Below are 25,342 nucleotides of genomic sequence, written 5' to 3' on the forward strand. Positions count from 1 at the left end.
ATTGCGCGTGCCGGGGACGGCACCCAACCCCTCACGGGTGCGGACTGCTCAGGCTACCGGAAATGATTCAAGCATTGCCTTTAGGCCGGCGTAGATCCCCGGTGTGTCATGGTCCACGGACACAGCGGAGGCACCGTAGAGCCCCGTGATCCGGACGGTCAGTTCACAGCCGGCCCCAGCCTGCTCGAGCGTGTATTCGAGTACTCCCGGCGCCTCGGCCGCCACTCGTTCGTTCCATTGCGGGTTGAAGGTCAGGGCCAGCCGCACCGGCGGTTCCGCCGTCAGGACGGTCCCGGAAAACAGGGCTTCGCCGTCGTGATTCATAACGTATGTGCTGCCTTCAGCCAGGGACCCGTTCAGGACCGAACCCCGCATCCAGTGCCGGGGGATACCGGTGGCCGTCAGCTCATCCCAGACGCGGGCGGGGGAGCAGGCGATGCGGGTCCGGTAAATCGTGGCTGAGGTATCGGTCATGGTGGGCCCCCTTGCTTCGTGGCGCGGATCCGCAGCCGTGTCTGCGGCGACGATAAACCATCCGGCCCCGCACCGCTATCCCCTTGGCTACGCCTGTGGACGGGACGCGGGAGCGGCGGCGGTACCGCGCAGGACGGCGTCGGTGTGGTCCAGGTGCGCACCTGATGCCGCGACCTCCACTTCCAGGCCATCTGCGGCGTAGTCGCCCACCAGCACATAGGGGCCAAAACGGAGCGATTCGATCAGTGTCGGGGGACGGCGGGAGACAGCCGTGGCATTGGACAGCTGCAGTAAACCACCTTCACCGGTGCCCTGACCGGCCGCCGCTGCCTGACCGGTAATACTCATACGGCCTGAATACGGGATAACGACGGCGCGTTTCCACCGGGACGAGTATCCGGGACGGCTGTCCGCAACTACCCGGAGCCAGCAGTTAAACTCTCCGCGCTCTAGGAAACGGCGCGTGCGGCGCCTTGAGCCAAGAATCCACGATACCCAGGTCGGTAAAAACACCAGTGCTGCAAGCCACCAGGGCATTTCCCGGAGTACAAAGGCGGAAAGAGACCATATGAACGCAGCGTAAAGAACCGCGGCGAGGACCAGGGCGAGCGTTCCGTTTCGACTGGGCACCCGCCGAGTCCAGCGCAGGGACGCGGCCCTGTCAATGCGTGAATGCCGGTACTACCGGCGCCGGGTCCGGGACGATCCCTGCTGCTCCTCCGCCGAGGCAGGTTCCTTCTCCTCAAGCGGGTCCGGATCCAGGAAGGCCACGGTGAGCACCGCGGCAGTTTCGCTGATCTGCCATTCCCGGGCGCCCAGTTCGCGCAGCGCGGCGCTGACGGTCTCCAGGTTGATTTCGGCCGGTGGCCGCCAGGCCAGCCGGCGCAGGTGGTCCGGAGTCAGAAGGTTCTCCAGTGGCAGGTTGAGCTTCTCCGCCAGTGCGGTCAGGCGTGGTTTGGCGGTCTGCAGCCGGGCGGCCGCCGCGGGATCGTTCTTGGCCCAGACGCGCGGGGGCGGCGGTGCATGCGTGGGGATGTGCAGTGGGGGCAGATCCTCGGTGGAACGCGCAGCGGAAATGCAGCGCAGCCAGCGCGGCGCTTCCTTCTGCGCGGCCCGGCCGTGGAAGCCGGGGGTCTTGAGCAGCTGCGGCACGGTGGTGGGCATGGCCCGGGCGGCGGCAACAATGGCGGAATCCGGGATCAGGCGGCCCGGTGCGGTATCCCGCAGCTCGGCCAGGTGCTCGCGTTCGGTCCACAGTTCGCGGACAGCCGCCAGCTGGCGTCGGTCGCGCAGCTGGTGCATGCCGGATGTGCGGCGCCACGGATCAACGCGCGGCGGTGCCGGCGGTGCCGTGCGGATGGCTTCGAACTCTTCCTCAGCCAGTTCGAGCTTCCCGGCTTCCTCCAGCACCCGGATGAGTTCGATGCGCAGTTCGGCGAGGACTTCGACGTCGAGCGCCGCGTAGCGCAGCCACGGTTCGGGCAGCGGACGCGTGGACCAGTCCGCTGCAGAGTGCTCCTTGGCCAGCGAGAAACCAAGCAGGTTTTCGATGACGGCGGCAAGGCCCACCCGCGGCAGGCCGGCCAGGCGCGCAGCGAGTTCGGTGTCGAAAAGCCGATCCGGCCACATGCCCAGGGCGGAGAGGCAGGGCAGGTCCTGGGTGGCCGCGTGCAGGATCCACTCGACGCCGCGCAGGGCGTCGTTGATGATGCGCAGGTCGCCGAAGGCTTCGGGATCAATCAGCCAGGTGCCCGCACCTTCACGGCGGATCTGGACCAGCATGGCCCGCTGGCCGTAGCGGAAACCAGATGCTCGTTCGGCGTCGACGCCGGCAGGCCCGGTACCGGCGGCCAGTGCCGCGGCAGCCCGTTCCAGGCCGCGCTGGGAGTCGATGACCAGGGGCACCCCGTCCCTCGGTGTTTCCAGGACCGGAACCGGCTGCGGCTCCGGCGGTTCACCCGTTTCGACAGGTGCGGTGCTGGACGGGTTTTCGGTGCTGCCGGGTATGTGCGCGGTCATAAGGATTCCATTCTACCGAGGAAGGCGGCGGCCGCGGACAGCAGCGGCGGGCCAGCAGCTAGCTGCGGCGCCGGCCGGGGAGCGGAGTGACGCCGTCGGGCAGCGGCGGCAGTCCCGCGAAGGTGCACACCATGTCGGACCAGGCCTCCAGGTGCGACTGCACGTCGGCGTCGGCCGGGGTCCAGGAGGCCCGGAGTTCAATGTCGATCGAGTCGTCGCGGCCTTCCAGCGTCCCGTAGCTCTCCGACAGCACGCGGGTGGCTGTTCCGCCGGCCATGGAATAGCGGGCGCCGTGCTGCTCCAGCGCCTCGACCAGCCAGGTCCAGGCCACTGAGCCCAGGAGCTGGTCATTGCCCATGTCCGGTTCCAGCTCGGCCCGGATGTACGTGACGATACGGAAAGTGCCGTTCCAGACCGGTGAACCGGCCGGATCGTGCAGCAGGATGAACCGGCCCGTGGCCAGTTCCAGCTGCTCGGGTATCTGGAGGGCGGCGGGGCCGTGCAGGCTGGTGGGTCCGGCGGGGCCGGGGGCCAGCACTTCGGCGCCGAGGGAAACAGCGTACGGGGCCAGGCGGGTGGGTGCCGGGATCTCCTCGAGCTTCAGCTCCGCCCGGCACGCGGCCCGGCGCATGGCGCCGAGGGCCGTCAGGAAATCCGGGGGCACCTGGGACAGGTCACCTATTGCACTCACCTCCGCAGACTATGGCCTGCGGAACACTGCGGCCGGGGCAGGCTCGCCGGTGTGGCCGTTTCGTTACCTCCCGTCCAGCCGCGCGGGGCGGCCGGACGGCAGGTAACCGGGGGGTCAGTGCGCGGCCAGCGGCGCCGGGTCGGCGGCGACTTCGCGGGCGATTGCTTCGGCAAACGCATCGATATCGGCTTCGGATGTGTCGAAGGTGCACATCCAGCGCACCTCGCCGGTGGACTGGTCCCAGTCGTAGAAGCGGAAGTCACCGCGCAGGCGGTCGGCGACGCCGGCCGGCAGCTTTGCGAACACCGCGTTGGACTGCGTGGGCTGGGTGATTTCCACGCCGTCGATCTTCTCCACGGCGGCGCGCAGCCGCTGTGCCATCGCGTTGGCGTGCGAGGCGGAGCGGAGCCACAGGTCCGTGCCGTACAGGGTCACGAACTGTGCGGAAATGAACCGCATCTTGGAGGCCAGCTGCATGTTCATTTTGCGCAGGTAGTCCAGCCCGGGGGAGGCCTCGGGGTCGAAGGTGATGATGCATTCGCCGTACATCATGCCGTTTTTGGTGCCGCCCAGGGACAGGATGTCCACTCCGGCGTCGGCGGTCATTTCCTTGAACGAGACACCCAGGCTGGCGGCGGCGTTGCCCAGCCGGGCGCCGTCCATGTGCAGCTTCATGCCGCGGGCGTGGATGTGGTCGGCGATGGCGGCGATTTCCTCCACTGTGTACAGGGTGCCAAGCTCGGTGGACTGGGTGATGGACACGGCCAGCGGCTGGGCGCGGTGCTCATCGCCCCAGCCCCACGCTTCACGATCAATCAGGTCGGGGGTGAGCTTGCCGTCCCCGGTGGGGATACCCAGCAGCTTCATGCCGCCGATCCGCTCGGGGGCACCGTTTTCGTCCACGTTGATGTGCGCCGTCGTCGGGCAGATCACCGCGCCCCAGCGCGGCAGCAGGGACTGCAGGGCGGTGACGTTGGCGCCGGTGCCGTTGAAGACGGGGAAGGCGCGGATGCGGCTGCCGAACTGGTCCGTAAGGACCTCACGTAGCCGTGCGGTGTAAACGTCTTCACCGTAGGCCACCTGGTGGCCCTGGTTGGCGGCGGTCAGTGCGGCCAGGATTTCCGGATGGACACCGGAGTAGTTGTCGGAGGCGAAGGCCCGGATGGTGGTGTCGTGCAGGGGGAGAATGTCAGTCACGGTTCCTAGTATCTCTTACGTTGCAGTTGTGCAGGTCACTTTCCGGAAGGACCGTTGGCCAGCAGGATCCGCTGTCCGTTGATTTCGGCGGCGTCCTGCCGGAAGAGCCGGACGGCGGCGGCGGCAAGGTCCCGGACATCGGTGTATCCGGGGAATTTCCGTTCCGGTGCCGCCGCGCGCTGCTCATCATCCACCAGTGCCTTGACCACGAATACGACGGCGGCCGAGTGCTGGGGAGCCGGATGCTCCTTGTTTCCGGCCTGGGCCTGCGTGAAGCCCTGCGCAATGGCCCGCACCCAGGCTTCGGCAGCGGCCTTGGCGGCGGCATAGCCGGCCCCGGCAGCGGTGGGGGAGTCCACTGCGGTGGAGGACACAATGGCCAGCCGGCCGTCCGGGGAGGCTTCCAACTGGTCGTAGAAGCTCCGGCTGACGTTGCGCAGGGTGCGCAGGATGTTGGTTTCCAGGAAGTCCCAGTCCTGCTCTGCCTGCGTGCCGATGCCGGTGCCGGCGCGCCAGCCGCCCACCAGGTGGATCAGTCCGTCGATCCCGCCGTAGGTTTCCTGCATGTCGCTGGCCAGGGCGGCGACCTCCTCGGCGTCGTCGAGGTTGCAGGTGCGCAGATCGGCGTCGTAGAGGCGGAAGAGGGTGTTTTCCAGCCGGGCGGCGTCTCGCCCCACGGCCACCACCTTGGCCCCGGCGGCGTCCAGGGCCTCGCATACCGCGGTGCCCGACGCGCTCCCGGCACCGGCCACCAGGACCGTCCGGCCTTTCAGGGCGTTGGAGTCTTCTGCTGGCGCGGTGCCGGGTTCAGTGTTCATCCGGGGAGGTCTCCTGAGGTGCCGGTGATCCCGGCGGTGGATTCGATCACCGGGGCCATCTTCTTGGACAGGGCTTCATAGAACATGGACAGCGGGAACTCGTCGTCGAGCACCTGGTCGGTCAGCCCGCGCGGCGGGCCGTCCAGCGGCAGCGCCTGCGGACCCTGCGCCCAGACCGACGCCGGGTTCGGCGTCAGCGTTCCTGCCACCAGATCGTACGCCGCGAGCCAGTGCGCCGTCTTGGGCCGGTCGATGGATCGCCAGTACAGTTCCTCGATTTGGGCACCGAGCCGGACGACGACGTCGGCGGTTTCCTCCCAGTCGATGCTCAGCTTGCCGTCGGTCCAGTGCAGCACGTGGTTCTGGTGCATCCAGGCGAAGAGCAGCTGGCCGCCCAATCCGTCATAGTTGCGCACCCTGCTGCCGGTGATGGCGAAGCGGAAGATGCGGTCAAAGATGACGGCGTACTGGACCAGCCGGGCATGCCGGCGGGTTTCCTCCGGGGCGTCCTCGTTGCGCTGGATTTTCACTGCTTCGCGGAAGGCGGTGAGGTCGCAGCGCAATTCCTCCAGGGAATAGAGGAAGTAGGGCATGCGCTGCTTGATCATGAACGGATCAAAGGGCAGGTCCCCGCGCATATGGGTGCGGTCGTGGATGAGGTCCCACATGATGAAGGTTTCCTCGGTGAGCTTCTGGTCCTGCAGGAGTTCTGCGGCCTCGGCGGGCAGTTGCAGCGACGTGATGTCTGCTGCGGCGGCGAGCACCCTGCGGAAGCGGGCGGCCTCCCGGTCCGCGAAGATGGCGCCCCAGGTGAAGGCCGGGGTTTCCCGCACGGCCACGGTTTCCGGGAAGAGCACCGCGGAGTTGGTGTCATAGCCGGGGGTGAAGTCCAGGAAGCGGATCGGGACGAACAGGCCGTTGGAGTATTCACCCGCCTCGAGTTCGGCGACGAACTCAGGCCAGATGACCTCGATCAGCACGGCCTCCACCAGGCGGTTGGAGCTGCCGTTCTGCGTGTACATGGGGAACACGACCAGGTGGGACAGGCCGTCTGTGCGGTGCTGCTGCGGGGCGAAGGCCATCAGCGAATCGAGGAAGTCGGGTTCCGTGTCCAGGCCGGCGGCAACCCAGCGCTCGAAGTCGGCCACCGCAAGGCGCAGGTACTCGGCGTCGTGCGCGAAGGCCGGGGCCAGCGCGTCGACGGCGGCGGTGATGGTGCCGATGAGTTCTGCCGCGGCGGCGTGGTGTTCCGGCTCGATGGAGCCGTTCTTGTTCTGCAGCGGCTGCAGGTCCGTGGCGGCCTGCTTCAGAGCATGCCAGGCATCCGTGTCGGCCGGGTTGGAGCCTGCCGGTACGGCGGCGATGTCCGGGCGGGACAGGGAAGAGAAAACGGGGGATGACATAGCTGGGACCTTCCGGGAAGGAGCCGTCCCGTTGAGACCGGGTGGCAGCTGGACTAGATAGCGGCCAGCATACTCACAAATTCCTAACGCTTACCTGAACCGAGAGCACTGATTAGCAACACTTATGCATGACCGGACGTGTCCGGGGTCACACCCGTAGTTTTGCTTCTGTTCAACTCCCCGGGAAGTTGGCCGCTATCTGTCCTCAGTAGGCATCGCGGAGATGGCGCTTTCCATTCGTTCGGGCGTCCAATATTCCAGCGCCGCCTCGCCGGGTTCTGCCGCATGGACTGTGGAGAGCCCGCAGGGGTCGGGGTCGGCGGGCGTGGCTGGTTCGGCCGTGTCATCGGCGGGTGCGGGTCCTGCGGGCGTAGCCGGTTCGGCCGGCACTGCGCCTGTGCTGCTCGGGCACCCGGCCTGCCGGGCAGATTGGACCGCCGAGGTGCCCGACGGTGCGGAATTGCCGGCGTCCTCCGGTAGTGCCGGCGCGGCGTGGGAAGAGCCCCCGCAACCCATCAGCACAAGCGGGGCGGCCAGAAGAACCGCGCCTGCTGCCCTCGCTTTTCGTGTCATGTGGGCAGGCTAGCCTAGTTGGCTGCGACCGGGGCGCGTGCGTCGCAGCTTTCGTACAGTTGATGCTGCCTGCGCCTTGTCCGGCCAGCCTGTGCTGTACAGAAGGCACGGGTGCGGAGGCGCGTGGCTCCTAGTAGCCGCGGCTGCTGTTCGGCGATTCGGTGCCGATGACGGTCAGCGAAACTTCGGGGTGGTTCTTCTCCACCCGGCGCAGCGCCCACACATCGTTGAACACGGCGACGTACGCGCCGTCGGTACGCACAAGGACCTCGGCGCCGTGGACGTTGGAGAGGATCTCCGCGGCATCGGCCGTGGTGAGCCGGGCCAGCGAGTAGGAGAGCTGTTCGTAGCGCATGGGGGCGTTGAAGTCCTGCGTCATGCGGTCTTCGACCACCTCGAACTGCATGGGGCCGACGGCGGCCAGTACGGGAGCCTGGTCACCGCGGCGGTCCGAACGCAGCACCTGGATGATGCCCTCGTGTTCGAGCTGGTCGATGCCGCGGCGGAACTGCTTGTACCGGCTCGGGTCCTGGGAGCGGGCCACGCGGAAGTGCTCGGGGGAGAAGAACGGGATGGGCGGGTACTCCACCGGCTCTTCGACGTAGAGGCTGTCGCCCACCCGCAGCGCGGAGGCGTTGACCAGCCCGACGACGTCGCCCGGGTACGCCTGGTCGATCACTTCGCGTTCGCGGCCGAACAGGTGCTGGGCGTACTTGGTGGCGAAGGTCTTGCCGGTGTTGGAGTGCGTCACCACCATGCCGCGTTCAAAAACGCCGGAGCACACGCGGATGAAGGCCACGTGGTCGCGGTGGGCGCGGTTCATGCCGGCCTGGACCTTGAAGACGAAGCCGGAGAAGGGCGCTTCGACGGGGCGCAGGCCGCCGTCCTTGTCTTCGCGGGCCGAGGCTGAGGGGGCCAGGTCCACCAGGGTGTCCAGGATCTGCTTGACGCCGAAGTTCAGCGCGGCGGAGGAGAAGAGGATGGGGGTGGCCTTGGCGTCCAGGAACGCGTCGCGGTCGAACTCGCGGCCGTCGATGACCAGTTCGGCCTCGTCCAGGGAGTCGGTCCAGACATCGCCTTCGCGCTCCAGGGCCTGTGCCGGGGTGAAGTGCTCTTCCTTGGCCAAGGAGGCGCCGGAGTTCTGCCGTTCAAAGTGGACGTATTCGTCCTTCTGCAGGTCCCAGACGCCGCGGAAATCGCCGGCAATGCCCACCGCCCAGGTCAGCGGCATGGGAGCCAGGCCGGTGCGTTCGGTGATCTCGTCCATCAGTGCCAGCGGGTCCAGGCCGGGGCGGTCCCACTTGTTGATCACGGTGATGATGGGCAGGTTCCGGGCACGGCAGACCTCGAACAGTTTCATGGTCTGGGTTTCCAGGCCCTTGGCCGCATCCACGAGCATCACGGCGCAGTCCACGGCGGCGAGCACCCGGTAAGTGTCTTCGGAGAAGTCGGCGTGGCCGGGGGTGTCCAGCAGGTTGATCACGGTGTCCCGGTAGGCGAACTGCAGGGCCGTGGAGCTGATGGAGATGCCGCGGTCCTTTTCCATCTGCATCCAGTCGGAAACCGTCTCGCGGCGGTTTTCCTTACCGTTGGTGGCACCGGCCGTACCAATAACGCGGGCGTGCAGGGCCAGCGCTTCGGTGAGCGTGGACTTGCCGGCGTCGGGGTGGGAGATCACCGCAAAGGTGCGCCGTCGGGCGGACTCCTTGATGATCTCCTTGGTGGCGGTGGCGCTGACGGTGGTGGAAACCTGTTGTGACACTCCGCTGCTTTCAGACTCTGTGGATTGGAACTGCTGGGGGACTTGTGTCCGCGCCCGACAGTCAGCTGCTCAGAACACAGCTTTCTCATTCTACCCGTCCCGCACTGACCGGCCGGACGAAGGCACGGCCGGAGCCGCCGCCGTCGTGCGCCTGGAGGTGGGACCCTGCGGTTTGTGGCAATCCCCGCGCCGCGCAGCGAAGGGATTGTCACAGCCTGCAGGGATCCGGACAAACCGCAGGGATTCGACGCCGCGGATTCGTACCGCTGGTACGGGACGCGCGGCGTCGAAGTCCTCTAATGTGGTGCACGGCACGTACGTGCTCTCACCCGCCTTACAACGACGAAAGGCCCTCCAATCATGGCTGAAGCGTTCATCATCGATGCCGTCCGCACGCCCGTCGGCAAGCGCAACGGGGGACTGAGCAAGATCCACCCGGCCGATCTTGCCGCCCACGTGCTTGCCGAGACGGTCCGCCGCAGCGGCATCGATTCCGAGGAATATGACGAGGTCATCCTGGGCGCCATCGACCAGGTCGGTCCCCAGGCCATGGATATTGCCCGCACTTCCTGGCTGGCGGCCGGGCTGTCGGAGCGGGTTCCGGGCACCACCGTGGAGCGCCAGTGCGGCTCCGGCCAGCAGGCGGTGTCCTACGCGGCGCAGGCTGTGATGAGCGGCACCAGCGACCTGGTGATTGCCGGCGGCGTGCAGAGCATGTCCTCCGTGCCGCTGTCCTTCGCCAATACCGCCGCGAAGGAACTGGGTTTTCCGAATCCGTTTGCCGGATCCGTGGGCTGGGAGAAGCGCTACGGCAACCAGCAGGTCTCCCAGTTCATCGGCGCAGAGATGATGGTGAAGCAGTGGGGGCTGAGCCGGGAGGAGATGGAGGACTTCGCCGTCGAATCCCATGTGCGTGCCATTGCGGCACAGGCCGAGGGCCGCTTTGACCGGGAGATCCTGCCGATGAACGGCGTTACCGCGGACGAAGGTCCCCGTGACCCGAACCGGGCCAAGATTGCCACCCTGGCACCGCTGGCCGAAGGCGGCTCCCTGACCGCAGCTACCTCGTCCCAGATTTCTGACGCCGCCGCCGTCCTGCTGCTGGCCTCCGAGGATGCGGTCCGCCGCTACGGGCTCAAGCCCCGCGCCCGCATCCACTCCATCTCCGCCCGCGGCGATGATCCCATCATGATGCTCAGCGCCCCCATCGAGGCCACCCGGCACGCGCTCAAGCGCACCGGGATGAGTATCGAGGACATCGATCTGTTCGAGATTAACGAAGCGTTCGCTTCCGTGGTGCTCGCCTGGCAGCGGGAGCTCGGGGTGGACATGGCCAAGGTCAACGTCAACGGCGGCGGCATTGCCCTGGGCCATCCGATCGGAGCCACCGGTGCCCGGATCATGACCACCCTGCTGCACGAGCTGGAGCGCACCGGCGGCCGCTACGGGCTGCAGACCATGTGCGAAGGCGGCGGGCAGGCGAACGTCACCATCATCGAGCGGCTGGACGAGGGCTTCCGGCTGTAGGCGGGCTGCGCAGGCGCGGCCCGGTTGGCCGGTGCCGCCGGCTAGACGGCCCCGCCGCTCAGGCGGGGCCGTCCACGGGGTACCCCGAGGCGTAGGCGACCCACTGTCCGGTCCCTGTCTCCGGGCACTGCTCGAGCATGGCTCGTTCAGTGACCTGGTAGTCCGCCGGTGCCTGCCGATACATCACCTTCACCAGGTCGATGTCCCGGTCCACGCGTCCGTCCTTCCACAGCACGTCATAGCGGAAGGCCCGGACCGGCCGGCGCCGCCACCGTGAAGGACGCATATACGCGGTGGCGCGGAAGGCTAAGGGAATGGGGTCGCGGTCATTGGCTGGCACGGCACCATGCTTACACAGGTGGTCCGCCGGCCGGGCGCCGCCCGCCGGTCCGCCGTCCAAACCGCAGATCCAGCAGGAACACTGCCGCTGCTCCGGCAACATACGCCGGCAGGTCCCAGACGTTGAACGTAGTGCCCAGCACCAGGCGCAGCGGCGGCCACTGCGCACCCCACTGGGCAGGGTACGGGGTGAGCTGGAACAGCTCGATCAGCATGCAGACCACGACGGCGGCGCCCGCCAGCCGCCAACGCCGCGCCCCGGGCAGGAGAAAGGCCAGCAGCAGGTACATCAGCGCTGCATACAGGATGCCGCCGGACGCGTCGCCCAGCAGTCCCGGCAACCCGGTGCGGGCAAACAGGCCCAGCGCCAGGACAACGACGGCGGCGCAGGCCACGGCGGCGCGGCGGCGGGAAGTCCGCGGCGGGATGTTCGGGTGCGGGGTGTTCGGGTCTATGGGAACGGCGCGGGAGGTTCGGGATACCCGGGGGCCGGTGGATGAAGTGTCGATGCCGTCACAGTACCCAAAGATTTCCGTCCAAAGAGGAGCCCGTCCAGGAGCACGCCCTCATCGAAAAGGCAAAAATTACCGATTACCCGGCGAAAAACGGTAATTTTTGCTTTCTCGATCGAGGCAACGGCTATTTGTGCCTTTTCGGCTCACATGAGTCCGGCGGCCCAGCGCAGCCGCAGGCTTTCCTCCAGTTCCTGCTCCGCGATCCGCCGTTCAATGGCGGTCAGCTGTTCCTCCAGCCGCGGAATCCACCGGTTCTCCACGGCGCGCTGCCGGGTGCGCGTGGCGGCCAGTTCCTCCGAGACCAGCAGCAGCGCCCGCTGGCTCGCGGCCGCGGCTACGGCAGCTTCCAACGCAGTCCGGTGTGCCGCCGCAGCGTAGGCCAATGCGGAGCTGCCCCCGGCCGGCGGCGCCGCAGGAACCGTGCAGGACGCATCTTCGGGATAGGAAATACCCATCGCCCCGCCCCAGCGGACCGTGGCCAGCGCGGTGTCCGACGGCGCTGCCTCCGCCAGACGGTCAGCCCCGTCCAGCGCCGTGGTCCGCCGCAGCCACACGGCAGCTTCCCGGGCCAGTTCCTCCCAGGCCAGCCGCGCGGCGTCGGCCCTTTCTGCCAGCCCGTCGATGGAACGCTGCAAGATGCGCTGCTTGCGGTCCAGCAGTTCCGCACCGCGCCGGGCGGTGGCCAGCCGGCGCTGAACTTCGGCACGCTCTGCCCGGCTTCCCCCGGACCGGAACCCGCTCACGGCTGCACTCCGCTCACGGCTGCGCCCCGCTCACAACCGGGCCCCGTCCACGGCCCCGGGCAGGTACCGGTCCAGGAACTCGCCGGAAAGCATGGTCAGTTCCCGCCGGGGCAGCAGGGACAGTGCCTGCCAGGCCAGATCCAGGGTCTGCTCCAAGGTGCGCAACTCGTCGCGGCCCTGGTGGAGCAGTTCCTTTTCCACCACGGAGCGGAACTCTATGTAGGCCTTGTCGGTCTCACTCAGTGCGGCCGTTCCCACCAGTTCAGCGAGCTCGGACGCGGACCGGGCCCGGGCCATCGCGGACAGGACCTGCGCGGCCACGTCGAGGTGGTCCTCCCGGGTCCGGCCTTTACCCGCACCGCTGCGCATGAGCCGGGACAGTGAGGAGAGCACATCCACGGGCGGGTAGATCCCGCGGGCGTCGATGTCGCCGTCGAGCACTATCTGCCCCTCGGTGATGTAGCCGGTAAGGTCCGGCACCGGGTGGGTGATGTCTCCGGCGGGCATGGTCAGCACCGGAACAATGGTGACCGAGCCTTCCCGTCCCCGCACCCGGCCGCAGCGTTCGTACAGGGTGGCCAGGTCGCTGTAGAGGTAGCCCGGGTACCCGCGCCGGGCCGGGATTTCCCGCCGGGCAGCGGAGACCTCGCGGACCGCCTCCGCATAGCTGGTCATGTCCGACATCACCACCAGCACGTCGGCGCCGTCGTCGTAGGCCAGCGACTCGGCAAGGGTCAGTGCAATCCGGGGCGTGAGGATGCGTTCAATCACCGGATCGTCGGCGGCGTTGAGCAGCAGCACCAGTTCTCCGGCGGACGAACGTTCCTCCAGTCGGTCCCGAATGTAGGCGATGTCTGCGTGAGTCATGCCCATCGCGGCGAACACCACCCGGAAGGCACGGCCGGAGGAGGTGGTGGCCTGCGCGGCGATCTGCGTGGCCAGGGTCAGGTGCGGCAGCCCCGGGATGGAGAAGATAGGCAGCTTCTGCCCGCGGACCAGGGTGGTGAGGGCATCCACCACGGAGACCCCGGTGATCACCGGATCCTGCGGCGGTTCCCGGTAGACGGGGTTCAGCGGCCAGCCGCCGACAGGAGAGGAATGCTCAGCGGTCACTGGAGGGCCGCCGTCGAGCGGTTCCCCGCGGCCGTTGCAGACCCGGCCCAGCCAGTCCGTGCCCACCGGCACCGCGAGGGGCCGGCCCTGGAAGCGGACTTCCACCCCGCCCAGGGACATGCCCTCGGTGCCCTCCAAGACCTGCAGAGTGGTCTCGTCGCCGTCGATCTCCAGAACCAGGGCATGGCGCTCGGCCCCGCCGTCCACTGAAACGTTGGCGAACTCGTCCCAGCCCACGCCCTGGGTGTCCCCAAGGACCAGCAAGGGGCCGCGTAGCTCGCGCACGTCGCTGTGGCCCAGCCGAGCCGCGTGGCTGCTCTCGTTAGCCATGGGCGTCTCCCGCCGTTGGTTGGGGTTCCGGGGCCGGTTCCGGCGCCGGGGACGGTGCGGAGGCGGGCACGGCGTCCGCGGGGGAGGCCGGGGCCTGCTCCAGGTCCGCCGCCAACTGCCGGACAAACGCCCGGCCCCGCTGCTGCACGCCTTCGGCGTCCGTGGGACCGGTGTCCTCCCGCAGCCGCAGCACCGGGGTGAAGTCATAACGGTCGACGTCGGCCGGCGGCACTCCGCGTCCCACCAGCGTCTGGCAGGTGTCCACCACGTCCAGGACTGTTTGCAGCAGGGCGGCCCCCTTGGCTTCGGAGCTGTAGCCGTCATTGGGGCTCAGTGCGTTCTGCAGCAGCACTCCGTCGCGCAGCAGGCGCCCGCCCAGCAGCACCATCTGCTCGTGTCCGGGCAGGGAACCGGCCCCGATAATCTCGGCCAGCGCGGTCAGCCGGTCCGCTTCGGCCAGGAGCAGGGAAGCCTGCGCCCGCCGCTGCGCCCACTGCGGGTCCCCGTGGGCGGAGTACCAGCGGCCCAGCGACTCGGCGTCGCGGGAGAAGGAGCCGCGCCAGCTGACCGCGGGATAGTGCCGGGAGTAGGCCAGGTCCCGGTCCAGCAGCCACAGGGACCGGACAAAACGCTGGGTGCCGGTGGTGACCGGTTCGCTCATGTCCCCGCCGGGAGGGGAGACCGCGCCGATCACGGTGACCGACGCCGTCGCCCCGCCCAGGGTGCGTACCCGGGCGGCCCGCTCGTAGAAGGCGGCGAGCTCACTGGCCAGGGACGCGGGGTAGCCTTCCTCGGCGGGCAGGTCCCCGTTGCGGTTGGCGAACTCGCGCAGGGCTTCGGCCCAGCGGGAGGTGGAGTCGGCAATCACCACCGCGTCGTAGCCCATGTCGCGGAAGAACTCGGCCACGGTCACGCCGGTGGCAATGGAAGCTTCCCGGGCCATCATGGGCATATTGGAGGTGTTGGCAATGATGACGGTCCGGTCAATGAGTTTGCCGCCGGTCCGCGGGTCATCGAGCCCGGAGAGCCCGTCCAGCACGTCGGCCATCTCGTTGCCGCGCTCGCCGCAGCCCACATAGACAATCACATCTGCGTCGGACCACTTGGCAATCTGCTGCAGGGTCAGGGTCTTGCCCGTGCCGAACCCGCCGGGCACCGCGGCTGCTGATCCGCGGGGCAGGGGGAAGAGCAGGTCAAGGACCCGTTGGCCGGTCTGCAGCGGCACCACGTCGGTGATGCGCTCGCCGAAGGGACGCGGGGTGTGCACCGGCCACCGCTGGGCCAGCGGCACCTCCACCGTGCCGATCCGGGCCACGGCTTCCAGCGGGCGGACCTTCCCCTCGGCCAGCCAAGTCACTTCCCCGGACACGGCAGGGGGTGCCAGCACCCGGAATTCCACCGTTCCGGCCTCGGGCACGGTGCCCAGCACCTGCCCGCCGGTCACGGTCTCGCCCACGGCCACCGACGGCGCGAACTCCCACTGTGTGTCCAGCACCGCCGGATCCTCGGCCGAGCCCTGCCGCTGCTGGGTCAGCCAGAGCGGGGCCGAGGAAAGCGGGCGCAGCAGCCCGTCAAAGACCGTGCCCAGCAGGCCCGGTCCCAGCAGTCCCGCGAGCTGGTGGCCGGTGCGCACCGCGGGGTCGCCGGCTTTCAGCCCGCCGGTGTATTCGTAGGCCTGCAGGGTGGCTTCGTCACCGTTGATGGATACGGCCTGGGCGGCAATGCCGTCCGGACCGATGTTGACCACCTCGAGCATGGACAGGCCGGGGAGTCCGCTGATTTCCACCAGCGGTCCGCTGACCCGGGTGATCCGGCCGCTGTCCGCCGGACGGGAAGCGCCGGCGGCCGGCACCGGAGCGGCCGGCCCGGGTGTTGCGGGCCCGGGTGTTGCGGGCCCGGGTGTTGCCGCCTCCGTTGTTAACGCTTCCGATGCAGCCGGCTTCCTTACCCGTCGTCCCATAACCTGCGCACCTCCCCGGCGTGGTCATCCATGGCCTGCAGGGCCAGAGTGGGCAGCGACAGGTCCAGGCGCCTGGAACCGGCACTGCCGGTCACGCCGCCCTTGTAGCTCTCCGTCACAGAGGCCATGGGTCCCAGCAGCCGGTCCGCCTCGGCGGTGAGCCTGCGGAGGATTTGCGGATAGCGCGGGTCCCGGCGGAGTTCACGGGCCTGCTCCAGCACCTGTGCCTGCAGGAGGGAGCGCAGGTGTTCCTGCTCGGCCAGCACGGTCCGGCGTGCCTGCCGCCGGGCCCGGGCGGAGGACGCTGCCGCCTCGGCGCGTGCGGCCTCGGCCCCGTCCCGCCGTGCCGCGGCCAGGATGCCGTCAGCTTCCGCCTGTGCCCGGGACATGGTGTCCGTTGCCTGCTGCCGCGCCGCCGCGATTGTCCGGGCTGCGGCAGTATCCGCGTCCTGCGCCAGCGCCTGCCGCACTGGTGCCAGGGCGGCGTCTGCCCCCTGCGGCAGCCGGCTCATGAGGGCAGCACCATGGTCAGCGGGGACAGGGGATTCTCCCGTTCGACGACGAGGTGCCCGGCGGCGTCGGGGGTCAGCAGCACCACCGCCACGGAGTCAGGCAGCCGGAACCAAGCCGCACGTACGTCTGCCGCACCGGCGGCGGGATAGAGCAGTGCGCCGGCTAGCCGGTAGCCCTGCAGCAGGGCGGCACTACCCAGCGCGGCCACGGTGCCCTCGCGGCGGCTCATGCCTGCCCGATGAGGATGATCGAGATGATCAGCCCGTAAATGGCGATGCCTTCGGCCAGGCCCACCACCACCATGGCCCGGCCGAAAATTTCCGGCCGCTCACTCATGGCCGCCAGCGCCGCGGACCCGGTGTAGGCCACCGCAATGGCCGCGCCGATGGAGGATCCGGCCACGGCAATGGCCGCTCCCAGCAGGGCGGCGCCGCTGCTGTCGCTGCCGTCCGTGGCCGCCGCGACGGCGGTGGCGGCAGCTCCGCCGTCGCCCGCTGTGGCCGGGACGGCGTTCAGGGCGGCGAAGAGCAGTGCCAAGGCTCCGCCCATCAGCACGGCGTTGAAGCCGAGCAGGGCGCGGACGCCGGCCCGGCGGCGGCGGCGCATGAGTACGACGGCGCCAATGGTAATCACTACGGTTAGGACAAGGACCAGCGGAAGGCCGGCAAACCAGGGATTCACGGCAGGTGCCTTTCAGCAGGGGCGAGGGACGGGCTCCAGGGCCGGAAGCGGCGGCCTTCTTCGGAGAAAACACGCGAGAACAGTTCGTAGTACTCCAGCCGCAGTGCCTGGATTCCGGCCACCAGGCCCTCCAGGGCGAACGTGAGCACGTTGCCGAGTACGAACATCAGAATGGCCGGGATGATCCGCCAACCCGGTTCCCAGATAGCGGTGGTGGCCTGCCACACGACCATCATCAGCGCGGCGTGGGTGAGGCCGAAGGCCGCCAGCCGGGTGAAGGAGACCAGGTTCGACGCCAGCTGGACCACGGTATCCACCAGCTCCACCGTGGCCTGCAGCCCGCCCGTGGCCCCGCCGCCCGATTCGGCGAACAGTCCGATGAAGATAAAAACCAGGGCGACCACGGCCGCGACGCCGGCAAACACCAGGATCACCCCGCTGCCGGCCAGCAGCCCCCACGCCACCAGCCCGATCGCGGCGAACAGCAGTGCGCCGGCCAACCCTGAGCGGGCGTACAAGGCATAACCCCAGCCGCCTTCCCGCACCCGGTTGATGGTGCCCAAGGCGTAGGAGCCGGCCAGCAGCACCGCACCCAGGACCAGTGCGGCGACGATCAGCGGAATAGGTTCCTCCAGGGGTTCCAGCCAGAGCACCGGCAGCACGCCGGTGGGGCCGAAGAACTCCCCGTACAGGACCCCGAAGAACACCGCCATCACGCCGGCGCCGGTGATGAACAGCCAGGTGCGCCGGTAGCGCTCCAGCCAGGGCACGTTCAGGAACCGGATCAGCAGCCCGGCAATCACCAGCAGCAGGCCCTGCCCGGCGTCGCCGAACATCATCCCGAACATCACCACGTACGCCACCCCGGCGATGCGGGCCGGATCCAGATCGGCGTACGGGACGGTGGTGTAGGTGTCCACCAGCAGGCGCTGCAACGGCGGGACTTTGCGCGGCGTGCCGGTGCCGGTGAGCTGGGTGGGCGGCTGAACACCGCGCGGGTGGCGCAGCGGGACGGCGGCGGCGCCGTGCGGTTCCAGTGCAGCGCGCAGTTCCGGCAGCTGCCGGGTGGGGGACCAGCCCACCAGGGCGGCCAACGGTCCGTGCACAACGGCGGCCTCCGCGGCCCGGTCCAGTTCCTCCGGACCGTCGCCGGGTTCGTAGGGGAGGTCCAGTTCGACGGCGCCGCTGGCCGCCACCTCGGTGAGCGCGGCACGCTGGGACTCCAGCGGCCAGACCAGGGCAATGCGCTCCATCCGCAGGGGGCTGAGGGTTTCACGCCACGGCATCAAGCACCTCGCTTCCGCCGGTTCCGGCAGCCGCGGCGGCCAGGGCGGCCCGGACGCGCCAGGCATCGGCTGCCAGTACGGCCATGGCGCCCAGCACCACGTCGGGTCCGGGCAGGCCGGCCCGGAGCAGGCCGAATCCGTCGGTTTCCACCTGCGCGGCCAGCTGCGCTTCGGCCCGCCAGAGGCCCTGCGGGTCCTGTGTGGCGCTTAGGGCCCGTCCGGCGGCCGGGCTCAGGGACACCGCGAGTTCGGGCAGCGAGGCGGCATCAGTCCATCCGGTGCCCAGCAAGGGCCGCAGCAGGGAGACCAGCCGGTCCGGGGGGCGGGTCCGGTCCACCAGGAGCAGCCGGGCGGCCAGCAGGACAGCGGCGGACACTGCCCACGGCCGGGCACCTGCGGCGGCGCCGGCCAGCCGGCGCAGCCACACGGCGGTGAGGATGTCCGGGAGCTGGGCTGCCGTCCCGGGGTCGCCCCAGGGGCTGGCGGCCAGCATGGCGTGCAGTGTTTCGGGCGATTCGGCGGTGCGCAGCCGGGGCCAGGCCGTAGCCAGACCGCCCAGATCGTAGAGCGGAGCAGGCGCCATGTCGGTTCCCGCGGGCAAAGTGCCGGTGTGCAGGGCAGCAGCCAGGGCGATGATGTTGTCCGCTTCGAAGCGGGCGGCGGCGGCCCGGATCAGCGGGGTTCCGCCGGCGGGAAGCCAGCCGGCCAGGACGCGCAGCTGCCACAGGACGGTGCGTCGAGTGGCGTGCTGGGCATCGCCCAGGGAGCGGGCTGCGGTGAGGCCGGGGCCGTACACAGAGTCGGCCAGGGCCTCGGCGGCGGTGGGAAGACTGGCCATCGCGGCAACTTCCCGGCAGGTACCGGCACCGACCCGGCGCTGGGCCATGGACCGTGCCCGGACGGAGGCCGCCACCCAGTCCGCGCGCATTAGCTGCTGTCCGTTCCGCGCCCGAGCAAATCCGAGACGAGGTCGGCCACAATCGCGCCGGCCAGTTCGGGTATCCGGGATTCGCCCCGGCGGCGCAGCTCGGCTGCCTGTTCGCGGGCCCGGCCGAGCATGTCTTCATCTGCCCGGGCAGCGTCGGCGGATACCCGGGCGGCGGCGTCGGCCCGCACCGCTGCACTGTCCATGTGCGCCTGCTCCACCAGGGTCGCGGCCTGGAGGCGGGCGGCAGCCACGGTGGATCCGGCGTCGGCTTCGGCCCTGGCCGTCAACTGCTGCCCGGCCGCGATCGCGGAGTCCAGGGCCTCGAAGACGGGAATCAGTTCGGCGGCCGGTCCCTGGTCATCCACGGCCGGAACCCCGGCGGGCCCGGCCGGACCGGGTGCACCTACGGGGCGGAAACGGTCCAGCAGGCTGTTGCGTGCCATGCGGCACCTCCCTGAGCGGAGGATGGGTGGACTGCTCGGGCGGGCTAGTCTCCGGTGGCCTCGGCCTCGGAGTCCTCTCCGTGCCGGACTATGTCGCCCTCGGTGAAGAGGATCCCTTGGGCTATTTCACGCCACAGGGGAGTGCGGCGGAGCAGGAACTCCAGTTCCATGCTGAAGTGCTTGAACTCTTCGCCGAGGGAATCAAGCATGATGGCCCGGGACTGGGCGTCGGGTTCAACGGCCATCCGCTGCACGTACCAGCCAATGGCTTCGGCTTCTTCACTGAGGCTGGCGCACATGCGGGTAAAGGTGCGGGTTTCCGCGGGAAGTTCAGACGGCGGCTCATGGTACTGATCTGTGCCCATTTGCATCTCCTCAGGACCGGTGGTTCCGCACCCTCTGAGCGGTGAGCGGAACGTTTCCCCCGTCCATCGAGGTTACGTTTGGGTCCGGCCGGAAACAATGGTCGGGCGGGTTCAGCGGCCCAACCGGGCGTAGGCGCCTGCAAAGTGGACGAGCGGGTCCGCCTCGTCGTCGGCGGACGCGCGCCGGCCCATGGATACCACTTCGCCCACGATGAGCAGGTGGGTGGCCGCCGTCGTCACCTGCGTGGTGCGTACCTCGAACCAGGCAACGGAGCCCTCAATCACGGCGGCGCCGGTTTCCGGTCCGCGGCCGTAGTCAACCTGGTTGAGCAGCCCCTCCAGGGGCGAGCCGGGGCTGGCGAGCCAGTTGGCGGTGCCGCGCAGACGTGCCGGCAGCAGGCTCAGGGCCCAGCTGCCGGCGTCGACCACTGCCTCTGCGATGCGGGCCTCGGCGTAGAGACTCACCAGCAGGGTGGGCGGGTCGTAGGAGACGGAGAGGAAACCGCTGACGGTGGCGGCATAGTCACGCCCGCGCAGCCGGGTGGAGACCACGCCGACGCCGGAGGCAATGTCCGCGCTCAGCTCCCGGTACCGGTTCGTTGCCTCGTCCGGGATGTCCGGCCCCTTTACGGGGTCGGCCGGGAAAACTCCGTACTCCAACGCCGGTCCTTTACGGTTCGGTGGTGCTGCCGGCGCCGTCGCCCGGTACCAGCTTCACCGAAATGGAGTTGATGCAGAACCGCTGGTCGGTGGGCGTATCAAAGCCTTCGCCCTCGAACAGGTGGCCCATGTGCGAGTCGCAGTTGGCGCAGCGGACCTCAATGCGGTCCATGCCCATGCTGCGGTCGTGCAGGTAGCGGACCTTGCCCTCGGCCAGCGGGGCGAAGAAGGACGGCCACCCGCAGTGCGAATCGAACTTCTCGTTGCTGGTGAACAGGTCGCTGCCGCAGGCCCGGCACTGGTACACGCCGGCGGTCTTGGTGTCCCAGTATTCGCCGGTGTAGGGCCGTTCGGTGCCGGCCTTGCGCAGGACGGCGAATTCCTCGGGGGACAGTTCCTCGCGCCACTGCTCGTCGGACTTTTGCACCGGGATGGTTCCGGCGTTCTCTTCGGTAGTCATATCCGCGTCAACGCTTAAGAGTCGCCAATAAATCCCGAGCCGCTGTACAGGTGCAGTACCGGCACGCCCAGCCGGTCTTGGGCCTCGTTGGCCCAGTCGGTGCGGAAGGTGTCTTCGATGGCGTGCGGGGTGGTGATAACCACCACCTGATCCGCCTGCGTACGCTTGGCGGTTTCGACGACGGCGGTCACCGGCTCCTCGCCGGTGACCGTGCCGGTGGCTTCCAGGCCGGAGGCCTGCATCAGTTCCAGCGATTCGGCCAGTTCGGTGACGGCGGCTTTCACCTCGTCGGCCTTGGAGGGCCGGTCACCGGTGAGGTTCTTGAACGCGGCGGAGAATTCCAGCAGGCTCAGGTTGTCCAGCACGTCCACCAGCAGGTTCCGGCCCGGATCGGCCGGGACCAGCACCTCAAAGCGGGTGGGGGTATCACCGGCCAGGGCACGCAGGTTTTCAATGTCGCCGGGAACCAGCGATTCTTCGGTCAGCACCACAATTGTCGAGGTCATGGCCACCAGCCTAATATGCCCGCCGCTCCGGCACGGCTCGGCGCGGCGCGGCCTCGATGCGCGGCAGGGCGTCAGCGTCGGTAAGAATAGTCTTATGGCTATCTCCGTTCCTACTGAAGTTCCTGCCGGTTCTGCTGCGGTACGCTCCGTGGTTCCCTGGGTCCGCTGGACCGCTTTCGGGGCCGGAATAGGTGCGGTGGCATCAACTGCGGTGGTGGCGGCGGCGTCGGGCCTGGGCGTTTACTTCGCCCGCCAGGTGGTGACCCCGGCACGCACCCGCGACTCGAACCTGGAGATCCTGGCCGTGACCGAGAGCGAGCACGGACGCCAGGTCATCCTCCCGGCCAACGCGGATACCACCGTGGACGGGACATACAGCCTGTACTTCGACAACGGCGAAGGGCACGCCCGGATCGGTGCCATCCGCTCCTACGTGCCGCGTGAGGGCACCGTGCAGCGCGACGTCGAAGAGGTCTACAGTGGTGACCTCACCAAGGCCCGGCGCGGCTGGTGGAGCGGTTCCATTTATCCCTCGCCGGCCGCCGTCGGGATGCCCGAAGAAGAAGTGCAGATCCCGCTGGAGAACGGGACCGCTCCGGCCTGGTTGGTGCGCACCCCCGGGGCGGAGACCTGGGCTGTCATGGTCCACGGCCGGGGCGCGCGGCGCACCGAGTGCCTGCGAGCTGTGCGCACCGCGCGTGAAGCCGGGCTGAGCAGCCTGCTGATCTCCTACCGCAACGACGGCGAGGCCCCTTACGCAGCGGATGGCCGCTACGGTCTGGGGCACACCGAATGGCACGACGTCGAGGCCGCCATCCGGTACGCGCTGGAGAACGGTGCCAAGGATGTCGTCCTGTTCGGCTGGTCCATGGGAGGGGCGATCAGCCTGCAGGCTGCAGACCGATCACCGCTGAGCCGCTACATCCGTGCCATGGTGCTGGACGGGCCGGTGATCAACTGGGTGGATGTGCTGGCGCACCACGCCAGGGTGAACCGGATTCCGGCGCAGGCCGGGCGGCTGGGACAGTGGCTGATCTCCAACGCCGCCGGCCGGGCGCTGACCGGACTGGCCGCTCCGCTGGACCTCAAGAGCATGGACTGGGTCACCCGCGCAGAGGAAATCCGGATCCCGACCCTGATCCTGCACAGCAAGGATGACGACTTCGTGCCCTACGGTCCGTCAGCCGAACTGGCGGAGAAGAACCCGGAAGTCATCACTTTCGAGCCCTTCACCCAGGCCGGACACACCAAGGAATACAACGTGGATCCCGAACGCTGGGAGCGTGTGGTGCTGGGCTGGCTGAACAGCGCCCTGGGCCGCACCCGGCACCCCGCGGAGCACCGTACGGGGGAATAGCCGGGGAAGTAGCGGGGGATCGGGGACCGGGCTCCGAGCCCCGGCGGCCCGGGCCCCGGGGCAGCCGGCTTAGTGCGTTGTTCCCGCCAGCGGTGCGCGGTAGCGCACCTCAGCTAGCGGTGATCCGTTGAGGACTTCGGTTCTGACGGAGCCGTCCGGGACCAGCCCCATCCGTTCATAGAAGCGCCGGCCGCGGACGTTTGTCTCCAGCACCCACACGCTGACCTCGGTGTGTCCGCTGCCGCGCAGCTGATCCAGTGCTGATTCCCAGAGACGGCGCCCTAATCCGGTGCCCACGTGGTGTTCGCGCAGATACAGGGAGGTGACCTCTCCGGTTTGCGGGCCGGCGTCGTGGTCGCGGCTGGTGCCTGCGTGGGAAAACCCGACCATTTCCAGACTGATCACGGCCACGTGCGGCTGCGGGACGGTTCCTTCCCGGACCAGCCGTGTCCAGCCTTCGGCCCTGCGGTCGGCATCCATCGCGTCCAGCACGGTGTCCGGCATCAAACCGCGGTACGCCCACTGCCATGCAGCGACATGCACTGCACCGAGGGCCGGCATGTCGGTTTCTGTGGCGCGGCGTATCTCAGCGGTAGGCATCCGTGTATTCAACAATGGAAAAGACCATTAGCGCCAGTGCGGTCCGTCAGACGGCGTCCGGCGCGGCCTCGCGCGGAGGAAAGCGCGACGACGGCGTACCGGTCACCACGGTTACTCTTCTACGGCGGGAGCCCTGTTCTCGGGATGCACGGCCAGGAAGATGGAATACCTGGTGCTGTCCGCTTCCTCTTCGGCTTCGGCTTCCTCCGCCTTGAGCTCCTCCAGGATGCCCATTACCCGGTCCACGAACCGGTCATGCCCCGCCTTGGTGAGGCGGACCCCCAGCCGGGAAATCATGACCTCCGCCGACGCCGGGACCTGCTCCATTTCATCGACGAAGGCACCGACTACTGCGCCGCGAACATCGAGATCATGCCCGTCCAACTCCAGTTTCCAGGACTTTTCCGTGGCCAGATAGGGAACTTCATAGGCTCCGCTGGGCCCGGACCGGCCCTCTTGCGCCTCGAGGAAACCCGCGGAGACGAGCTTGCGGACGTGGTAGAGCACCGTGGCGGGATTGGCCCCCAGCCGGGTGGCGATTTCCTTGTTGGTCAGCTGCTCCTTGAGGCACAGCCGGAGGATCCGGAACCGTATTGCGGAGGCGAGGGCCTTGGCTTCTTCCTCGCTGGCCGGCCGCCGCGGGGCCTGGCGGCTCTCTTTCGTCATGCGGGCAGAATATCAGAGGGCTATTGACAAAACTCAATCGATTGCACAAAGTCAATCGCATGACGACGGAGAAGAGTGCAGGGACGGACAAGAGTGCGGTGACGGAGAAGAGCGCAGCAGAGGTCACGGAGAGTAGCCCCGCAGGCAAGGGCGGCCGGGGGATCCTGCGGGAGCACGACTTTCGCAACCTCTTCTACTCCACGGCGCTGAGCAGATTCGGGCAGGAGATCTCCGGCCTGGCACTTCCGCTGGTAGCCGTCCTGTCATTGGACGCCAGCGAACTGGAGGCAGGCGTGCTTGCTGCCGTGAGCACCGTGGCTTTCCTGCTGGTCGGACTGCCCGCCGGGGTTTGGGTGGACCGGCTGCGCTACCGGCACGTACTGGTCTCTTCCGACGTCATCCGTTCTGTGGTCCTGCTGACCATTCCGCTGGCTTGGTGGCTGGGGGTGCTGTCCATCTGGCAGCTCTACGCCGTGGCCCTGGTGACCGGAATCTTCAGCGTGTTCTTCGACGTGGCGTACCAAAGCTACCTTCCGCAGCTGATTGGCCGCAGCAGGCTGGTGGAAGGCAATGCCAGCTTGGAGACCGTGCGATCCGTCGCCCAGCTGGGCGGCCCCGCTGCGGCCGGGCAGCTCATCGCATGGCTTACCGCCCCCTTCGCCGTGGCCTTGGATGCCCTGGCCATGGGGCTGTCAGCGCTCTTCGTTTTCCGGATCCGGAAGCCGCAGGCCCGGCCGGTGCGGGATCCCGGTTCAAGGCTCGGTGCCGACATCGCGGAGGGCCTTCGTTTTGTCCTGGGCAACCCGCTGCTGCGAGCCGTCGCCGGATCCAGCGGCCTGTTCAACTTGGCTTTCTCCGCCTACATGGCGATGCTGATCTTTTTCCTGCCCCGCGATTTGGGACTGGGCTCGGGGCAAATGGGAATCGTGTTCTCGCTGCTGGGCGTGGGCGGCCTGCTGGGTGCGCTGGCCGCGAAGCGGGTGACCGCATGGCTCGGCGAAGGCCGCTCCATCTGGATGTCGGTAGCGGCAACGGCGCCTTTCGCGCTGCTGTGGCCCGCAGCCAGCCAAGGCTGGACGGTCTGGCTCGGAGCAGCGGGCCTTGGGGTCGCAAGCTGCGGCACCGTTGTCTACAACATTGCACAGGTCAGTTTCCGCCAGCGGCTGACTCCCGACCGGCTGCTCGGCCGGATGAATGCCACCATGCGGTTCCTGGTGTGGGGAACCCAGCCTGTAGGAGCGGTTCTGGGCGGGGTTTTGGGCCAGGTCTACGGAGCGCGGCCGGCCCTTTGGATTGCCGGGGTCCTCGCGTGCCTCGCGTTCCTGCCGCTGGTCCTGTCACCGCTGCGCGCAATGCGGGACCTGCCGGACGGTCATCCATAGCCGGGCACCCGGCGTCAGGCCTGTATCTTCG

Annotated in this window: 29 protein-coding genes; 4 read left to right on the forward strand and 25 right to left on the reverse strand. The window is 68.5% G+C overall.

Going from position 1 to position 25,342, the window contains the following annotated elements; genetic code table 11:
- Positions 1 to 48: 48 nt before the first annotated feature.
- From QNO06_RS07705 to QNO06_RS07740, 8 genes are all read right to left on the reverse strand, one after another.
- Entirely contained in the window at positions 49 to 474 is a 426-nt protein-coding gene (locus tag QNO06_RS07705; protein WP_227910978.1) for an SRPBCC domain-containing protein, read from the reverse strand.
- A gap of 87 nt (positions 475 to 561) precedes the next feature.
- Positions 562 to 822, reverse strand: a complete 261-nt coding sequence (locus QNO06_RS07710; RefSeq protein WP_227910979.1) for a hypothetical protein — start codon at positions 820 to 822, stop codon at positions 562 to 564.
- A 333-nt stretch (positions 823 to 1,155) separates the two neighbouring features.
- The gene (locus QNO06_RS07715) at positions 1,156 to 2,493 is read right to left on the reverse strand and encodes an HRDC domain-containing protein (RefSeq protein ID WP_227910981.1); all 1,338 of its coding nucleotides are present in this window, start codon (positions 2,491 to 2,493) and stop codon (positions 1,156 to 1,158) included.
- A 58-nt stretch (positions 2,494 to 2,551) separates the two neighbouring features.
- Positions 2,552 to 3,175: a DUF3000 domain-containing protein gene (locus QNO06_RS07720; RefSeq protein WP_227911125.1), complete on the reverse strand. Its 624-nt coding sequence runs from the start codon at positions 3,173 to 3,175 to the stop codon at positions 2,552 to 2,554.
- Positions 3,176 to 3,298: 123 nt separating this feature from the next.
- Complete coding sequence (locus QNO06_RS07725) at positions 3,299 to 4,381, reverse strand: threonine aldolase family protein (RefSeq protein WP_227910983.1); 1,083 nt, start codon at positions 4,379 to 4,381, stop codon at positions 3,299 to 3,301.
- A 35-nt stretch (positions 4,382 to 4,416) separates the two neighbouring features.
- Positions 4,417 to 5,199 (reverse strand): SDR family NAD(P)-dependent oxidoreductase, encoded by a 783-nt coding sequence (locus tag QNO06_RS07730; protein ID WP_227910984.1) that lies wholly within the window; start codon positions 5,197 to 5,199, stop codon positions 4,417 to 4,419.
- The gene (locus QNO06_RS07735) at positions 5,196 to 6,602 is read right to left on the reverse strand and encodes a DUF6421 family protein (protein ID WP_227910985.1); all 1,407 of its coding nucleotides are present in this window, start codon (positions 6,600 to 6,602) and stop codon (positions 5,196 to 5,198) included. Before QNO06_RS07735 ends, QNO06_RS07730 begins: the two co-directional genes overlap by 4 nt.
- Before the next feature lie 703 nt (positions 6,603 to 7,305).
- Positions 7,306 to 8,937 carry a peptide chain release factor 3 gene (locus tag QNO06_RS07740; RefSeq protein ID WP_227910986.1) on the reverse strand — a complete coding sequence of 544 codons (1,632 nt, stop codon included), beginning with the start codon at positions 8,935 to 8,937 and terminating at the stop codon, positions 7,306 to 7,308.
- Positions 8,938 to 9,111: 174 nt separating this feature from the next.
- On the opposite strand from QNO06_RS07740, the gene QNO06_RS07745 reads away from it, so the two are divergent.
- Both QNO06_RS07745 and QNO06_RS07750 read left to right on the forward strand, forming a co-directional pair.
- Positions 9,112 to 9,237 (forward strand): hypothetical protein, encoded by a 126-nt coding sequence (locus tag QNO06_RS07745; RefSeq protein ID WP_269437313.1) that lies wholly within the window; start codon positions 9,112 to 9,114, stop codon positions 9,235 to 9,237.
- A 60-nt stretch (positions 9,238 to 9,297) separates the two neighbouring features.
- Positions 9,298 to 10,464 (forward strand): acetyl-CoA C-acetyltransferase, encoded by a 1,167-nt coding sequence (locus tag QNO06_RS07750; protein WP_227910988.1) that lies wholly within the window; start codon positions 9,298 to 9,300, stop codon positions 10,462 to 10,464.
- Positions 10,465 to 10,522: 58 nt separating this feature from the next.
- Here the strand turns inward: QNO06_RS07750 and QNO06_RS07755 are convergent, their stop codons facing one another.
- The 15 genes from QNO06_RS07755 to QNO06_RS07825 form a co-directional block, all read right to left on the reverse strand.
- Positions 10,523 to 10,804, reverse strand: a complete 282-nt coding sequence (locus tag QNO06_RS07755; protein ID WP_227910989.1) for a hypothetical protein — start codon at positions 10,802 to 10,804, stop codon at positions 10,523 to 10,525.
- A gap of 10 nt (positions 10,805 to 10,814) precedes the next feature.
- Positions 10,815 to 11,198, reverse strand: coding sequence for a ribosomal maturation YjgA family protein (locus QNO06_RS07760; protein WP_227910991.1), 384 nt, complete (start codon positions 11,196 to 11,198; stop codon positions 10,815 to 10,817).
- 263 nt (positions 11,199 to 11,461) lie between these two features.
- Positions 11,462 to 12,061, reverse strand: a complete 600-nt coding sequence (locus QNO06_RS07765) for a V-type ATP synthase subunit D (protein ID WP_227910992.1) — start codon at positions 12,059 to 12,061, stop codon at positions 11,462 to 11,464.
- 30 nt (positions 12,062 to 12,091) lie between these two features.
- On the reverse strand, positions 12,092 to 13,504 hold the full coding sequence (locus QNO06_RS07770; RefSeq protein WP_227910994.1) for a V-type ATP synthase subunit B: 1,413 nt from the start codon (positions 13,502 to 13,504) through the stop codon (positions 12,092 to 12,094).
- Positions 13,497 to 15,356 carry a V-type ATP synthase subunit A gene (locus QNO06_RS07775; RefSeq protein ID WP_227910995.1) on the reverse strand — a complete coding sequence of 620 codons (1,860 nt, stop codon included), beginning with the start codon at positions 15,354 to 15,356 and terminating at the stop codon, positions 13,497 to 13,499. The genes QNO06_RS07770 and QNO06_RS07775 overlap by 8 nt, the downstream gene beginning before the upstream one ends.
- Positions 15,357 to 15,448: 92 nt before the next feature.
- The gene (locus QNO06_RS07780; RefSeq protein WP_227910997.1) at positions 15,449 to 15,976 is read right to left on the reverse strand and encodes a hypothetical protein; all 528 of its coding nucleotides are present in this window, start codon (positions 15,974 to 15,976) and stop codon (positions 15,449 to 15,451) included.
- On the reverse strand, positions 15,973 to 16,206 hold the full coding sequence (locus QNO06_RS07785; protein WP_227911002.1) for a hypothetical protein: 234 nt from the start codon (positions 16,204 to 16,206) through the stop codon (positions 15,973 to 15,975). Before QNO06_RS07785 ends, QNO06_RS07780 begins: the two co-directional genes overlap by 4 nt.
- Positions 16,203 to 16,658, reverse strand: a complete 456-nt coding sequence (locus QNO06_RS07790) for an ATP synthase subunit C (RefSeq protein WP_227911007.1) — start codon at positions 16,656 to 16,658, stop codon at positions 16,203 to 16,205. Before QNO06_RS07790 ends, QNO06_RS07785 begins: the two co-directional genes overlap by 4 nt.
- Entirely contained in the window at positions 16,655 to 17,944 is a 1,290-nt protein-coding gene (locus QNO06_RS07795; RefSeq protein WP_227911009.1) for a V-type ATPase 116kDa subunit family protein, read from the reverse strand. The genes QNO06_RS07790 and QNO06_RS07795 overlap by 4 nt, the downstream gene beginning before the upstream one ends.
- Complete coding sequence (locus QNO06_RS07800) at positions 17,931 to 18,872, reverse strand: V-type ATPase subunit (protein WP_227911011.1); 942 nt, start codon at positions 18,870 to 18,872, stop codon at positions 17,931 to 17,933. The genes QNO06_RS07795 and QNO06_RS07800 overlap by 14 nt, the downstream gene beginning before the upstream one ends.
- On the reverse strand, positions 18,872 to 19,315 hold the full coding sequence (locus QNO06_RS07805) for a hypothetical protein (RefSeq protein WP_227911013.1): 444 nt from the start codon (positions 19,313 to 19,315) through the stop codon (positions 18,872 to 18,874). The genes QNO06_RS07800 and QNO06_RS07805 overlap by 1 nt, the downstream gene beginning before the upstream one ends.
- Positions 19,316 to 19,359: 44 nt before the next feature.
- Positions 19,360 to 19,680, reverse strand: coding sequence for a ferritin family protein (locus tag QNO06_RS07810; RefSeq protein WP_227911014.1), 321 nt, complete (start codon positions 19,678 to 19,680; stop codon positions 19,360 to 19,362).
- A gap of 111 nt (positions 19,681 to 19,791) precedes the next feature.
- Positions 19,792 to 20,340, reverse strand: coding sequence for a flavin reductase family protein (locus QNO06_RS07815; RefSeq protein WP_227911016.1), 549 nt, complete (start codon positions 20,338 to 20,340; stop codon positions 19,792 to 19,794).
- Between the two features lie 10 nt (positions 20,341 to 20,350).
- Positions 20,351 to 20,800, reverse strand: coding sequence for a peptide-methionine (R)-S-oxide reductase MsrB (gene msrB / locus QNO06_RS07820; protein ID WP_227911018.1), 450 nt, complete (start codon positions 20,798 to 20,800; stop codon positions 20,351 to 20,353).
- Positions 20,801 to 20,814: 14 nt separating this feature from the next.
- Positions 20,815 to 21,306 carry a hypothetical protein gene (locus QNO06_RS07825; protein WP_227911019.1) on the reverse strand — a complete coding sequence of 164 codons (492 nt, stop codon included), beginning with the start codon at positions 21,304 to 21,306 and terminating at the stop codon, positions 20,815 to 20,817.
- Positions 21,307 to 21,400: 94 nt separating this feature from the next.
- On the opposite strand from QNO06_RS07825, the gene QNO06_RS07830 reads away from it, so the two are divergent.
- Positions 21,401 to 22,663: an alpha/beta hydrolase family protein gene (locus tag QNO06_RS07830; RefSeq protein WP_227911022.1), complete on the forward strand. Its 1,263-nt coding sequence runs from the start codon at positions 21,401 to 21,403 to the stop codon at positions 22,661 to 22,663.
- A gap of 69 nt (positions 22,664 to 22,732) precedes the next feature.
- On the opposite strand, the gene QNO06_RS07835 is transcribed toward QNO06_RS07830, so the two are convergent.
- Both QNO06_RS07835 and QNO06_RS07840 read right to left on the reverse strand, forming a co-directional pair.
- Entirely contained in the window at positions 22,733 to 23,263 is a 531-nt protein-coding gene (locus QNO06_RS07835) for a GNAT family N-acetyltransferase (protein WP_227911027.1), read from the reverse strand.
- A gap of 111 nt (positions 23,264 to 23,374) precedes the next feature.
- Positions 23,375 to 23,929, reverse strand: coding sequence for an ArsR/SmtB family transcription factor (locus tag QNO06_RS07840; protein ID WP_227911029.1), 555 nt, complete (start codon positions 23,927 to 23,929; stop codon positions 23,375 to 23,377).
- A 59-nt stretch (positions 23,930 to 23,988) separates the two neighbouring features.
- On the opposite strand from QNO06_RS07840, the gene QNO06_RS07845 reads away from it, so the two are divergent.
- Complete coding sequence (locus tag QNO06_RS07845; RefSeq protein WP_227911031.1) at positions 23,989 to 25,311, forward strand: MFS transporter; 1,323 nt, start codon at positions 23,989 to 23,991, stop codon at positions 25,309 to 25,311.
- Positions 25,312 to 25,342 lie beyond the last annotated feature (31 nt).

The sequence above is a fragment of the Arthrobacter sp. zg-Y20 genome, from assembly GCF_030142075.1.
In the GTDB taxonomy this organism is placed as follows: Bacteria; Actinomycetota; Actinomycetes; order Actinomycetales; family Micrococcaceae; genus Arthrobacter_B.